We start from the raw sequence: 13,792 nt of genomic DNA on the forward strand, positions 1-13,792 counted from the left end.
GAGTTATCCGGCAGTATGCTACACTTCATAGCAAATAACTCATAACTTATAACTAAATATCTATCTCCTGCGCCTCTATCCACTCTTTAAAATCGAGGGGATTGAGGCAGTCTGCCAGCTGGACGTCGCCTACACGGGTACGCTCCAAGGCGGTGAGGTGAGCGCCGCTCTGCAGGGCTTCGCCGATGTCACGTGCCAGGGCGCGGATATAAGTTCCTTTGCTGCATACTACGCGTACCTTTATCCACGGTTCGGCAATACCCAGCCCGTCGTCCAGCAGCTCTATCTCGTCGATGACGAGCAACTTGGGTTTCAGCTCTACCTCCTCTCCCTTGCGGGCAAGGTCGTAGGCACGTTTCCCGTTCACCATACATGCCGAGAAGGCGGGAGGCACTTGCTGTATCTCGCCGATGAACTTCTTCAGCGTCTCATCCACCAGTCCGCGGGTGATGTGCTCCGTGGGATAGGTGGCATCTATCTCATGTTCCAGGTCGTAAGAGGGAGTGGTGGCGCCCAACCGGATGGTGGCGACGTACTCCTTCGTGTGATACTGGAATTCCTCAATCCGTTTCGTGGCCTTGCCCGTACAGACTATCATCACCCCCGTAGCAAGCGGGTCGAGGGTACCGGCATGGCCTACTTTCAACTTCTTCTCCTTTATCCGCCGGCAGATGTGGTAACGCGCATGTCCCACAACCTTGAACGATGTCCATCCCAGCGGTTTATTGAAATAGAGGACTTCTCCTTCTTTAAAATTCATTGGCCTCTCCCCTAACCCCTCCCCGGTAGGGAGGGGGATAAAATGGTACAACTTAATATTTTTCTCTTATTGATTTCCGGAGTAATCAGTCTTTCCCCCCACACAAGGAGGGGACTTTAGCTTAATATGAGCGTTATGACACCGGCTATCGCGCAATAGATGGCAAAATAAATCAGCTTGCCCTTCTTCACAATATTTATCATCCACTTGCAGGCCAGGCAGCCCGAAACAAAAGCAGCCAGGAAACCTACCACCAGCGAAAGTGTCGGAATATCCCCTGCAACCGCCTCACCTTTCATCATCTTCATTCCATCCAGCAGTGCCTCGCCCAGGATGGGAGGCATCACCATCAGGAAAGAGAACTGTGCCAGCTTCGCCTTGTTGTCGCCCAGCAACAGACCGGTTGCAATGGTACTGCCCGAACGGGAAAGCCCCGGAAGCACCGCGCATGCTTGTGCAAGACCGATGATAAAGGCATCCTTCATGCTGATGTTCTCCTTCTGCTTCGGCTTATAATAATAGGAGAAAGACAGCAGCAGAGCTGTCAGCAGCAGGCAGCAGCCCACAACGACCAGTCCCGAACCGAAAATGGCCTCTACTTCGTCCTTGAAAAATACCCCCACAATGCCGATAGGTATCATGGATACCAGTATATTGATGACGTAACGTGTCTCCTCGTTCATCTGCCACTTGAACAGTCCCTTGAAAATCCAGTCAATCTCTTTCCAGAGTATCACCAGCGTACTGAACACCGTAGCCACATGTACCACTATCGTAAAAGCAAGATTCTCCTCTCCCGCAATACCGAACAATGCCGAACCGATGGCGAGGTGTCCGCTACTGCTCACCGGCAGATATTCGGTCAGTCCTTGAATAAGCCCAAGGATAAGCGCTTCAAACCATTCCAATTTGTTTAAGTTTTTAAGTTCTTGAGTTGCCGGAGGGGCTGTCCGGAAGCTCTGTTACTACTTTCTTTCTGATTATTTTTCAGACGCAGATAACGCAGATGACGCGGATTTCTAATATTCCAATCTGCGTCATCTGTGTAATCCGCGTCTGAAAGTTTACTCCTCTGCACGACAGCTTTTAGGCTTGCGCAGCACGGCATATATCATGAACACAAACCCCAGCAGGCAAACTACCGGAGCCACCTTGATGCGTCTCACACTAAAAATGTCCGGCTCAAAGGTCGTCGGGGTAGACACGGGGCCGGTCATCAGAAGAAAACCAATGATAACCACCGCCATTCCGATGCCAAGCAGGATAAAATTGGTCTTATCAAAAGCGAATTTCTCTTTACTCATCTATACATTTACTATTTTACTATTTACAATTTACTATTTGGGGGCTGCGATAACAGTGCTTTCTCTCTATGCACTTCAAGGCGTTAAATATAATACAGTGTGCTTGCCTTCATCCTCAGATATTTGTTGATGGAAAGCAAAGCGCACAGCCACGTAATAAGTACACCGAACACCAGCACGGCACCCGACACCAGCACCATCACCTCGGGCGTAATCACCTTGACCAACTCCGGTTCGTAGGACACCAGCCAATAGGCGGCTCCCCACAGAATGCTGTCGGCTATGAAAGCGGCCAGCACACCTATCCAGAAATTGCGCCGCAGAAACGGACGACGGATGAATGCCCAGCTTGCTCCCACCAGCTTCATGGTGTGGATAAGGAAACGCTTGGAATATATAGCCAGACGGATGGTGTTGTTTATCAGCGCAAAGGAGATAAACGTCAGTATCACAGCCAGCCCCAGCAGCATCAAGCTGATATTCCTTATATTATCGTTCACGGCATCTATCAAGTCTTTCTGGTAGAGCACTTCCTGGATATTGGTATTCTTTTTAATCAGTTTCTCTATTTTGGCGATGCTGTCCGAATTGGCATAGTCGGAATGCAGCTTGATTTCGATGGAGGCAGTGAAAGGATTGTAGCCGAGGAACTCTTGCGGGTCCGTACCCATCGCCTCAGTCTGCTCGCGGAGTGCCTGCTTCTTGGAAATGTATTCCGTCTGCTTCACAAAAGCCTCCTTGTCCAGCCTCTTCTGAAGCTTCAGGATGTCGCTCTCCTTCATGTCGTCACTGACAAGCACGGAGAAACTGATGTTCTCCTTGACGTACACGGAAAGATTATGAGCCGCGAGCACAAAGAATACAACCAGCCCCAACAGCAGTAACACCAGCGTCGTACTGATGCTGGACGTAATGAACTGCATGTCAAAATAGGATACCGAGTTATTCTTTGCTTTCATTATACCAATTATAAGTTACGAGTTACAAGCTACAAGTTATGTAAATCAGTCGCTATTAATCATTAATCATTAATCCCTAATCCCTTTTCTCACCCTTTCTTCCTGAACACGTAAATCATGGAACTGCTGCGTTCCTTCTTCACCAACGCGCTGAACCAGGCCAGTGTACCGGTCACCATTCCCCGCAGGAAAGTACACGAGTGCCTCATGTGCTTTTCCGTCAGCATGGACACGTAGAAGGCATCGAACGGCATGGGATGCCGCTCTGCCATGATGAAACCATGCTTGGAACCGAATTGCTGGATGGTGCCCGGTGTGAAGTGCCACAAATGGCGGGGCACATCGTAGGCAGCCCAGTAAGCCCCGTATTTCTTTGCGTCGAAAGAGGAGCAGTTGGGCACAGCTACAATCAGCACCCCCTTTTCAGTCAGCAGGGAGTGCAGGGTTTCCCACGTTTCGTTGAGGGGTTCCAGATGTTCCATGACATGCCATAGGGTGATGACATCGAAACTGCCCGGTGCAAAATCTTTCAATGCCGTATGGGGTTTCACATCCAGATTGAAGTGTTCTTTGGCAAAGGCACGCGCCTGCGCACTCTTTTCCACAGCTTCCACCTGCCAGCCGCGACGCTGCATGACATCGGCAAAGTAACCGGTCCCCGTACCCAAATCCAGCAGGCGGCCCTCCTTGCGGTGTGCTTCACGGAGCACAAGGCGTGCCTTGCGTCCCAGCATATAGTTGCGCACCCAATGGTACACGGAGTTCATCGCCCCCTTGCGGGTATCGGTATGTGATATGTAATCAGGAGTTTCGTAGTAACGACCGATTTCAGCCTCCACGGGAAAGTCTTGCGTGAAAAGGAAACCGCAATCCCGGCAGCGGCACAAGTGGAACATTTCGCCCGAGGCATAATGGTCTACACATGTCAGGGCACGCTCCAAATGCGTTCCACCACATAACGGACAAGCTTTTATAGTGAGTTTATTCATCGAACGTTCTGCCAATAAGGAAGTGCAGCCCGAATGAAACAGACCACACCATACCTAAATTTGGTGCAAAATAACAAATAAAAAGTGATTTATAGGGTTTCCATTAAGGAGATTTAAGAAAACAAACGCTTGCTCCGGCCAGCTGGCGGAACGAATGACCAACTGTTCGATATTAAGCGGACAACTGTCCGATAATGAACAGTTTTCGAAAGCATCTATTCATTGATTATCAACAACTTAAATCTTTGGCATGGGAATTGACTATAATTAGGCGAAGGCGTTTGAGAAAAAGATTAGTTGGAATGCAACTTTTTAATCGGGAACAACGTCTAAAAGAAACAGAGTAAGTAACAACAATTAAAAATAAAGATTATGAAAACTACAAATTTATTCAAGGCAGTCGCATTCGTAGCAATGACTATCGTAAGCGTTATGAATACAGAAGTGAAAGCTCAGGAAAACAACTTCATCACCAATGAAGAAGTGAAAAACGAATTAGTAGTTGCCAAGACCATCTTTAAGCAAGACGGCGCACAACTTTACCGGCACATCCGTTATGAATACTCTTATGACGACCAGAAACGCCTGACCTGCAAGGAAGCCTCCAAGTGGGACGGTGTAAAAGACGAATGGGTACCTTACTTCAAGATGACATACCAATATGGCAATGATGAAATCACCATGTCCTACGCACGTTGGAACGAGTCTCACAAGGCTTATGACAAAGACATGAAGAAAAGTGTGTATGAATTGAACGATGAAAACATGCCGGTAGCTTACAAACTCTACAATCAGGACGCGCCAAAGTCCGAATTGACCCTGGTAAACTACAACAGGACTGACTACGTAGCGAATATTCTGGCCATGGCAGAATAAAATTTAAAGTTTATAATATGGAAAGCACGGGCCGTGAGGCTCGTGCTTTTATTCTATATACCGGTGTCATCATACTGATGTCATCGAGACTTTTCTATCCCGTCAGCCGGCTACCTCTTCTCCTTTCAGCGTAGCCGAACTGGATTCGGTAACCTTCACCATCACAAAATCGCCCACACGGTGCGTGCCACGGTCAAACACCACCACACGGTTCTGCTCCGTACGGCCGAACAACTGGTCGCGGCTGCGTTTGGAAACACCTTCCACCAGCACCTCGTACGTCTTGCCCACGCAACGGGCATTCGCCTCGGCAGAGAGACGGTTTTGCAAGGCGATGATTTCATTCAGACGGCGAATCTTCACCTCCTCGGGCACATCGTCCGGCAGATGCTTGGAAGCATGCGTACCGGGGCGTTCGCTGTACTTGAACATGAAGGCGGAATCGTATCCGCACTCCTCCATCAGCGAGAGGGAAAGCTGGTGGTCCTCCTCCGTCTCACTATGGAAACCGGAGAATATATCCGTAGATAAACCACAATCGGGGATGATGCGGCGGATGGCTGCCACGCGGTCCATATACCACTCGCGGTCGTACTTGCGGTTCATCAGCTTCAGGATGCGGCTGCTCCCACTCTGTACCGGCAGGTGGATGTGCTTACATACGTTGGGCATGTCGGCAATGACCTGGAGAGTTTCGTCGCTCATGTCTTTAGGGTGCGAGGTAGTGAAACGGATACGTACGCCCGGCGCTGCCTCTGCCACGGTGCGCAGCAGCATTGGGAAAGTAATCGTCTCTCCGTCCGGCTTCTCGAAGCGGTAGGAATTGACGTTCTGTCCCAGCAGGGTGACTTCCTTATAACCCTTTGCCACGAGGTCGGCCACTTCATTGAGGATGCTTTCCACATCACGGCTGCGCTCGCGGCCACGGGTGTAGGGAACGATGCAGTAAGTACAGAAATTATTGCACCCACGCATGATGGAGACGAAGCCGGAGATGTGGTTTCCGCAGATACGCGAGGGGATGACATCCCGATAGGTCTCTGTGGTGGAGAGCTCCACGTTCATTGCTTTCTCACCGGCCTCTACCGAGGCAATCAGTTCGGGCAGAGTAAGGTAGGCATCCGGCCCCACCACCAGGTCCACATGATGGTTGGTGATTAAGTCGTCCTTCACACGCTCTGCCATACAGCCCAGCACACCCACTATCAGGCCGCGTTTCTTCTTCTTGAGCGAGTGGAAGAACTCCAGACGGTTCAGAATCTTCTGCTCCGCATTGTCGCGGATGGAGCAGGTGTTCATAAACACTGCATCGGCTTCCTCCAGGGTGTCGGCCACCGAATATCCCGCCATCTGCATGACGGATGCAATCACTTCACTGTCGGCCACATTCATCTGGCAGCCGTAAGTCTCGATAAACAACTTCTTGTTGTCATCAGCAGTTGCAGATTTAAAGTCTGCTCCCGTTACTTTTTCCATAATCAGTTCGTTTAAAATCAGTTTATATCATAAGTTGGTATCTGTCATCCGGAGCGCAAAGATACTTCTTCCCTCCCAATAAACGGATGAAATGAAAGAAAAATGCCATTACAAGTTGTCAATCTGCGCCTTATCAGCTAATTTATGTTAAGAGAGCAAACATTTTCCGAGTGTTAATTTGGCATAGAGCAAATTAATTCACAAATTTGTGGAATGAAAGAAACATTAGATTTTTTCATAGTTAAGGTTTAGGTTAAAAAAATTAAGGGGAGCTGTGAAGCTGCCCTTTTTTATTACCAATTCCTTGGCTGTAATCAGATTAAATAATTAACTTTGCCCAAAAGCAAAGATAAGAGATAATTGCACTATCTTTGGGTGGAAAATCAAAAAGAATATGGAAGATGTCTTCAAGTTTCTGTTAGTTGCGGCTGTCATAGTAATCGGACTCGTCAAGCAGTTTAAGAAAGAAGCAAATAAAAATGCTGACAAGAGTCCCGACATACCTATGCCCGACGTTGACAACCCACTGCCCGAATACTGGGGCGGAGATACTTACGGAGGCTTTATTCCCGAAGGCCCCAAGCCGGCAGAAAAGCCCAAGCCGGTATCCAAACCGTCTGCCAAATCCAAGCACACTTCCATAAAGGCTTCCCCTCCCTCCCCGGCATCCCGTCCGCAAGAATCCGATGAAGCAACGTCCGAATACGGCATCCACTCGGCAGAAGAAGCGAGGAAAGCCATTATCTGGTCAGAAATACTTCAACGAAAATATTAAAGAACGGATAGTTTACAGTCGATAATTGCAGAACCAATTACGAGCCCCTTCAGAATCTTTACACGAAAAAATAACTATTTATATTATGGCACTCAATTACATTTCGGCAGCAGAAGCTGCGAGCCTCATCAAACATGGCTACAACATCGGCTTGAGCGGATTTACCCCCGCAGGAACAGCCAAAGCCGTTACGGCTGAATTAGCAAAAATCGCGGAAGCAGAACATGCAAAAGGAAACCCGTTCCAGATAGGTATCTTCACCGGTGCTTCTACCGGAGATTCCTGCGACGGTATCCTTTCACGCGCTAAAGCTATCCGCTACCGTGCTCCTTACACCACCAACGCCGATTTCCGCAAAGCCGTGAACAACGGTGAAATAGCCTACAACGACATCCACCTTTCACAGATGGCTCAGGAAGTCCGTTACGGTTTCATGGGAAAAGTGAATGTTGCCATCATCGAGGCATGCGAGGTTACTCCCGACGGTAAAATCTACCTGACGGCAGCCGGCGGTATCGCTCCGACTGTCTGCCGCCTAGCCGACCAGATTATCGTGGAACTGAATGCCGCCCACAGCAAGAGTGCCATGGGTCTGCACGACGTCTACGAACCCCTAGACCCTCCTTACCGCCGCGAAATCCCCATTTACAAGCCGAGCGACCGTATCGGCCTGCCCTACATCCAGGTAGACCCGAAAAAGATTGTCGGCGTAGTGGAGACCAACTGGCCGGACGAGGCACGTTCGTTTGCCGCCGCCGACCCGCTGACCGACAAAATCGGGCAGAACGTGGCCGACTTCCTTGCCGCCGACATGAAACGCGGAATCATTCCGCCTACCTTCCTGCCGTTGCAATCCGGTGTGGGCAACATTGCCAATGCCGTACTGGGCGCTTTGGGACGTGACAAGACCATCCCTGCTTTTGAAATGTACACAGAAGTTATCCAGAACTCCGTTATCGGACTTATCCGCGAAGGCCGCGTGAAATTCGGCAGCGCCTGCTCACTGACCGTAACGAACGACTGTCTGGAAGGTATCTACCAGGATATGGACTTCTTCCGCGACAAACTGGTGCTCCGTCCGTCGGAAATCTCTAACAGCCCGGAAGTGGTGCGCCGACTCGGTATCATCTCCATCAACACTGCCATCGAAGCCGACATCTACGGCAACGTGAACTCCACGCACATCGGCGGAACCAAGATGATGAACGGCATCGGCGGAAGCGGTGACTTCACCCGCAATGCCTATATCTCCATCTTCACTTGTCCGTCCGTTGCCAAGGAAGGTAAAATCTCGGCTATCGTGCCGATGGTTTCGCACATAGACCACACGGAACACGATGTCAATATCATCATCACCGAACAAGGTGTGGCCGACCTCCGCGGCAAGAGTCCGAAAGAGCGTGCACAAGCCATCATCGAAAACTGTGTCCATCCGGACTACAAGAACATACTGTGGGATTACCTGAAGCTGACCGACGGCAAATCACAAACTCCCCACGCTCTGCGCGCCGCACTGGCTATGCACGCTGAGCTGGCCAAAAGTGGAGACATGAAGAATGTAGACTGGGCACAGTATAAATAAACCGCTCCCTCAAAGGCGGAGAGAAACCGCCCGAAAGATATGCCGCGTTGCATGTATATTTCCGGTTTGCTGGATCTATATATGCAACGCGTTGCATATATAGATGGAACACGCTGCATCTATAGTTCCAACAACAAGCTATTTCAGTACCTACTACATCCCTGTATCAATTCCTGGCAAAACCTCCTTCTTACCGGTAAACTCACTATCTTTTGCTTCAGTTTCCTTTTCAGTTTCTTCAATCGATCTCTCACCGAGCCAACGCTTATCGTTCGCATTGAGTGAAAAACTGCAATAATTTGTCCAGAGAAATACTTGCCTCCATTTGATCCCTCCTATTCATTGAAAACGGGCTGCCTGGAATCACTTCCCGGACAGCCCTTCCTTCACATTTAAAGTGAAGATGCAGAGAGAGTAGTATGATGACACTCTATTCCTGACCTCCCCCTAACGCCTTGTAGAGGTTAATCAGGCTTTGTATTTCAGAAAATCGATTTGCCGTCTGTGCCAGTTGTGCGTTGAGCAATGTCTGCCGGGCGGTAAGCACCTCCAGATAGGTGGTGTTGCCATGCTCCATCAGCAGGGAAGTGCTGCGGGCAGCTGTCTGCAAGGAAGCTACCTGCTTGTCCAGCAGTTCGCTTTTGGATAGGCTTGTCTGCCAAGCAGTCAAGGCATCGTTCACCTCGCTGCCTGCATTCAGCAATGTCTGCTGGAAGGCAAGGGAAGCCTCCTCCTGCTGGGCACGGGCTATGCGGTACTGTGCAATGACCTGCCCGCGGGCAAAGAGCGGCTGCGTCAGCGAACCCACTGCCGAAGCCAGGAACTTGCCGGGATTCACAATCATTGAACCGGCGGAATTGGTCCAGCCCGCACTCCCACCCAGCGTAATGGAGGGATAGAAGGCGGAACGCGCCGCATTGGTACCGTAGAACGCCGCTTCCAGTGTCCGCTCGGCTGAGCGGACATCAGGACGGCAGGAAAGCATCTGAACAGGAATCCCTATAGAAAAGCCCACAGGGAACTGCTGCTCTGCCAGCACACCGCGCTCGTAATGACGGGGCGTCTCTGCCAGCAACAGCGCAAGGCTGTTCTCCACCTGGTTTATCTGTTCTTCCAAATCAAGCACGGAAGTCTGCACCTGATAGTACGTGGCCTCCATCTGCGACACGGCGGACTCGTTCGCCATGCCCGCATTCATCAGGGCACGGGTGGAAGCAACGGTTTCCCGCCACGTCTCTTCGGTCTGTCTGGAGATGGCAAGCTGCTGGTCCAGCATCAGCAGGGTATAGTAAGTATTGGCTATCCCGGCAATGAGCTGGGTACGCACGGCCTGGCGATAGTCCTGACTCTGCGCATAGAGCGCCTTCGACTGTTTCTTGGCATTGCGCATGCGGCCGAAAATATCCAGCTCCCAACTGGCAGTGACGGGCAGCGAATAGGTCTGTGTAGCCTTGCGGCTGTCAAAGCTGCTCACCGTGCCCTGCGGCGCAAGGGCAAAGGAGGGCAGGAAAGCAAGCTTTGCGGACAGCAGGGTAGCTTCGGCTTCCTCCACGCGGAGCTGTGCCGACTGGTAGTCGGTATTGTTCTGCAACCCTTGTCCGATGAGTGCCTGCAGATGCGGGTCGGTGAAAAGCTCGTGCCAGTCCATGCCGCCCAGGCCAAGGTCCAGGCTGTCTTCGGGAGCCACCGGAGAACCGTCGGTGCTCTCCGTAAAAGTGGCTATTTCTTCCCCGTAGAGGCCGTCGGGGACCTCGGTAGCGGGTTTGTATTTGGTGTACACGCCGCAACTGCTGAACAGCAAACCGGCGGCGGACAATAGGATGATATGTTTCTTCATTGTTCCAATCTGTTTTTATTTTATTTTCCTCAATCTTTCGCCCGTTCTGCCTCACTCTTCTGCTTTTCAAGCAATACCTGCATATCGGCTTCTTCCTCCATTGGCGGACGAACCTTCTCCTGCAAGTACTCAAAGATGATATAGAATACGGGAACCACAAATAGCAATGCCAATGTTCCTACAAGCATACCGCCTACTACACCCGTACCCAGCGAAGAGTTGCCGTTGGCACCCGCACCTCTCGAGAACATCAACGGAAGCATACCGAATATCATCGTCAGCACCGTCATCAGGATAGGACGCAGGCGGACCTGGGCGGCCGAGTAGGCCGATTCCACAATGCCCATTCCCTTGCGGCGCCGCTCGATGGCATACTCCGTAATCAGAATAGCTGTCTTGGCAAGCAGACCAATCAACATAATTACACCCGTCTGCAAATAGATGTTGTTCTCCAAGCCAAGGACTTTGGCAAAGAGGAACGAACCCATCAGCCCGAACGGTACGGAGAAGATGACCGCAAACGGCACCAGGAAGCTCTCGTAGAGACATGCCAGAATGAGATAGATAAGGAAGATACAGATGGCATAAATAAAGACAGTCTGCGCACCACCGGTATTGGCTTCCTCACGTGCCATACCTCCGTACTCGTAACCGTAGCCCAGCGGCAATGTCTGTTCCGCCACTTCCGCAATCACTTTCTGCACTTCACCGGACGAATATCCTTCTGCCGGATTCACGTTGGCAGAGATGGCGCTATACAGATTGAAGCGGTTGGCCGTCTCCGGACCAAGCACCCGATTCAATGTCACAAACTGGCTGACCGGAGCCATCTCCGTACCGTTGCGCACAAACATATTACCCAGTGCCTGTTCGTCCAGACGATATTCGGGCGATGCCTGCATCATGACGCGGTATACCTTACCGAACTGGTTGTAATTGGAGATATAAGCTCCACCGCAATAACTGCCCAACGCGTCGAGCACCACACTCGGCGAAATGCCCGCACGCTTACACTTGGCCGCATCTACATCTACCGATACCTGCGGGAAGTTCATAGCATAAGAGGTATACGCCATAGCCACCTCAGGACGCTGGTTCAGCGCACCCAGGAACTGTATCACTGCCTCGTAGAACGTTGCCATGTCACCGCCCGTTCTGTCCTGGAGGTTCAGCTCTAAGGAGTTACCCATACCGTAGCCCGGAATCATACCCGGCTGGAAGCTGAATATCTGCGCCTCCTTCACACCGTAGAACTGGGCATTGAGGCGTGCCACCACAGCATCGGACGTGTGTTCGCTCCCCTTTCGCTCACCCCAGTCCTTCAGACGGATGATGATGGTGCCGTAGGAAGTTCCCTGACCGGACATCAGCCCGTAGCCTGCCACCTTGGCATAGTGCTCTATCTCTGGTGTGCTCTTCAGAATATCCTCCAACTTGTTCATCACCTTCGTAGTTTCTTCCAGCGTGCTTCCCGGTGAGGTGCTGACGTTCACCATGATGACACCCTGGTCCTCCTGCGGCACAAGCCCTGTCTTGGTGGTGCTCATCAAGTAAACCAGCAATACGACGGTAGCCGCCAATGAAGTCCACACCATCCAGCGGCGGTGGATAAAGAACATCACACCTTTCTTATATTTTCCCAGCACGGCGTTGAACGAAGCATTGTATGCCGCGCGCACCCGTCCGTTGATGCTCTTCGCACTCTTCGTGCCGTCCGACGGACGCATCATGATGGCGCACAAGGCGGGGCAAAGCGTCAATGCCGAAATCATGGAGATGCCCACTGCCGTTGCCATCGTAATGCCGAACTGCGTATAGAACACACCCGAAGTACCACCCATAAACGTCACGGGGATAAACACCGCCATGAACACGCAGGTACAAGAGATGATAGCCATCGTCACATCGCCCATCGCATCCTTCGTGGCAAGGTAGGGAGACTTATATCCGGCGTCGAACTTGGACTGCACCGCCTCCACCACCACGATGGCATCGTCCACCACCGTACCGATGGCAAGCACCAGTGCAAACAGCGTCAGGATATTGAGACTGAACCCCGCAGCCACCAGGCAGGCAAACGTACCGACCAGCGACACGATAATGGAGATGGACGGTATAAGCGTACTCTTGAGGTCCTGCAAGAAGAAGTACACCACCAGGATTACCAGGATAATGGCAATCACCAGCGTCTCCACCACATTGTGTATGGAAGCGAAGAGGAAGTCGTTGGAGCTCATCATCGTCACAAACTCCGTCCCTTCGGGCAGGCTCTTCCTCATCTCGTCTATCTGTGCAGTAATCTGCTTGTTGACGGCGGTTGCGTTGGAGCCTGCCGTCTGGAACATCATGAAAAGTACAGCCGGCTTGCTGTCCATCTCACTGCGGAAACTGTAAGTCAACGTACCCAGCTCCACATCCGCCACATCTTTCAGACGAAGCACGGAACCGTCGCTCTGCGAGCGTACCACCGTATTCTGGAATTCCTCCACACTTTTCAGGCGTCCGCGATATTTCATCGTAAACTGGAATACGTTCTTAGAACTCTCGCCCAGCGAACCGGTAGGCGCCTCGATGTTCTGCTCGCCCAATACGGCGGTCACATCCGAAGGAACCAGTCCATACTGCGCCATCCGTTCCGGTTTCAGCCAGATACGCATGCTGTATGTATCGCCCAGCTCCATTACATCACCCACACCTTCGATACGCTTAATCTGCGGAATCACGTTGATATCGAGGTAATTGGCTAGGAAAGTCTGGTCGTAGCGTCCGTCGGTGCTTACCAAAGCACCGATTTGCAGGAAGCTGGTCTGGCGCTTCTGGGTAGTCACACCGATTTTCGTCACTTCGGCAGGCAGCAGTCCCTGCGCCTTGGATACGCGGTTCTGTACGTTCACCGCAGCCATGTCGGGGTCCGTGCCCTGCTTGAAGTAGACCTGTATGGTGGCAGAACCGGCATTGGTGGCGGTAGAGCTGATGTACATCATGTTCTCCACACCGTTGATACTCTCTTCCAACGGCATGATGACACTGTTCAATACGGCTTCGGCGTCGGCACCGGTGTAGTTGGCGCTGACGTACACCGTGGGAGGTGCAATATCAGGATACTGTTCCACCGGCAGCGTAAAGAGCGAGATAAGCCCTATCACCAGAATCAGTACGGAGATGGAGATAGCCATCACCGGCCGCTTTATAAATATATTTCCTTTCATCTTAATGGGTCATTGATAGTTGATA

At 51.2% G+C, this 13,792-nt stretch carries 11 protein-coding genes; 3 read left to right on the plus strand and 8 right to left on the minus strand.

Translation table 11 applies throughout. The features are described 5' to 3' along the window. Positions 1-52: 52 nt before the first annotated feature. The 5 genes from truB to EYA81_RS08810 form a co-directional block, all read right to left on the minus strand. Positions 53-760, minus strand: a complete 708-nt coding sequence (truB, locus tag EYA81_RS08790; RefSeq protein WP_131225643.1) for a tRNA pseudouridine(55) synthase TruB — start codon at positions 758-760, stop codon at positions 53-55. Positions 761-876: 116 nt separating this feature from the next. Continuing rightward, a complete protein-coding gene (locus tag EYA81_RS08795; protein WP_131225644.1) occupies positions 877-1,668 on the minus strand; it encodes an undecaprenyl-diphosphate phosphatase in 792 nt (263 codons plus the stop codon). 156 nt (positions 1,669-1,824) lie between these two features. Further along, positions 1,825-2,064: a DUF3098 domain-containing protein gene (locus tag EYA81_RS08800; RefSeq protein WP_005833999.1), complete on the minus strand. Its 240-nt coding sequence runs from the start codon at positions 2,062-2,064 to the stop codon at positions 1,825-1,827. 83 nt (positions 2,065-2,147) lie between these two features. Then, positions 2,148-3,023, minus strand: a complete 876-nt coding sequence (locus EYA81_RS08805) for an ABC transporter permease (RefSeq protein WP_005825286.1) — start codon at positions 3,021-3,023, stop codon at positions 2,148-2,150. A gap of 89 nt (positions 3,024-3,112) precedes the next feature. Continuing rightward, the gene (locus EYA81_RS08810) at positions 3,113-4,012 is read right to left on the minus strand and encodes a bifunctional 2-polyprenyl-6-hydroxyphenol methylase/3-demethylubiquinol 3-O-methyltransferase UbiG (protein WP_131225645.1); all 900 of its coding nucleotides are present in this window, start codon (positions 4,010-4,012) and stop codon (positions 3,113-3,115) included. 372 nt (positions 4,013-4,384) lie between these two features. On the opposite strand from EYA81_RS08810, the gene EYA81_RS08815 reads away from it, so the two are divergent. Further along, positions 4,385-4,888, plus strand: coding sequence for a DUF3836 domain-containing protein (locus EYA81_RS08815; RefSeq protein WP_119958251.1), 504 nt, complete (start codon positions 4,385-4,387; stop codon positions 4,886-4,888). A gap of 102 nt (positions 4,889-4,990) precedes the next feature. On the opposite strand, the gene miaB is transcribed toward EYA81_RS08815, so the two are convergent. Then, entirely contained in the window at positions 4,991-6,364 is a 1,374-nt protein-coding gene (gene miaB, locus EYA81_RS08820) for a tRNA (N6-isopentenyl adenosine(37)-C2)-methylthiotransferase MiaB (protein ID WP_005833992.1), read from the minus strand. A gap of 394 nt (positions 6,365-6,758) precedes the next feature. Between miaB and EYA81_RS08825 the strand changes: the two genes are divergently transcribed. Both EYA81_RS08825 and EYA81_RS08830 read left to right on the plus strand, forming a co-directional pair. Then, positions 6,759-7,139 carry a hypothetical protein gene (locus EYA81_RS08825; protein ID WP_044468396.1) on the plus strand — a complete coding sequence of 127 codons (381 nt, stop codon included), beginning with the start codon at positions 6,759-6,761 and terminating at the stop codon, positions 7,137-7,139. An 85-nt stretch (positions 7,140-7,224) separates the two neighbouring features. Further along, positions 7,225-8,721, plus strand: a complete 1,497-nt coding sequence (locus tag EYA81_RS08830) for an acetyl-CoA hydrolase/transferase family protein (RefSeq protein ID WP_117599946.1) — start codon at positions 7,225-7,227, stop codon at positions 8,719-8,721. Positions 8,722-9,151: 430 nt separating this feature from the next. Here the strand turns inward: EYA81_RS08830 and EYA81_RS08835 are convergent, their stop codons facing one another. Together EYA81_RS08835 and EYA81_RS08840 are read right to left on the minus strand one after the other, a co-directional pair. Further along, the gene (locus EYA81_RS08835) at positions 9,152-10,558 is read right to left on the minus strand and encodes a TolC family protein (protein WP_119962193.1); all 1,407 of its coding nucleotides are present in this window, start codon (positions 10,556-10,558) and stop codon (positions 9,152-9,154) included. A 29-nt stretch (positions 10,559-10,587) separates the two neighbouring features. Beyond that, positions 10,588-13,767 carry an efflux RND transporter permease subunit gene (locus EYA81_RS08840; protein WP_118696555.1) on the minus strand — a complete coding sequence of 1,060 codons (3,180 nt, stop codon included), beginning with the start codon at positions 13,765-13,767 and terminating at the stop codon, positions 10,588-10,590. Positions 13,768-13,792: the final 25 nt, after the last annotated feature.

Origin of the sequence: Bacteroides sp. A1C1, assembly GCF_004328515.1 — a bacterium.
Taxonomy (GTDB): Bacteria; Bacteroidota; Bacteroidia; order Bacteroidales; family Bacteroidaceae; genus Bacteroides; species Bacteroides uniformis.

Coding starts and splice junctions, on each gene's coding strand:
- truB (WP_131225643.1), bottom strand. CDS start 760: ATGAATTTTAAAGAAGGAGAAGTCCTCTATTTCAATAAACCGCTGGGA.
- EYA81_RS08800 (WP_005833999.1), bottom strand. CDS start 2,064: ATGAGTAAAGAGAAATTCGCTTTTGATAAGACCAATTTTATCCTGCTT.
- EYA81_RS08805 (WP_005825286.1), bottom strand. CDS start 3,023: ATGAAAGCAAAGAATAACTCGGTATCCTATTTTGACATGCAGTTCATT.
- EYA81_RS08810 (WP_131225645.1), bottom strand. CDS start 4,012: ATGAATAAACTCACTATAAAAGCTTGTCCGTTATGTGGTGGAACGCAT.
- EYA81_RS08815 (WP_119958251.1), top strand. CDS start 4,385: ATGAAAACTACAAATTTATTCAAGGCAGTCGCATTCGTAGCAATGACT.
- miaB (WP_005833992.1), bottom strand. CDS start 6,364: ATGGAAAAAGTAACGGGAGCAGACTTTAAATCTGCAACTGCTGATGAC.
- EYA81_RS08825 (WP_044468396.1), top strand. CDS start 6,759: ATGGAAGATGTCTTCAAGTTTCTGTTAGTTGCGGCTGTCATAGTAATC.
- EYA81_RS08830 (WP_117599946.1), top strand. CDS start 7,225: ATGGCACTCAATTACATTTCGGCAGCAGAAGCTGCGAGCCTCATCAAA.
- EYA81_RS08835 (WP_119962193.1), bottom strand. CDS start 10,558: ATGAAGAAACATATCATCCTATTGTCCGCCGCCGGTTTGCTGTTCAGC.
- EYA81_RS08840 (WP_118696555.1), bottom strand. CDS start 13,767: ATGAAAGGAAATATATTTATAAAGCGGCCGGTGATGGCTATCTCCATC.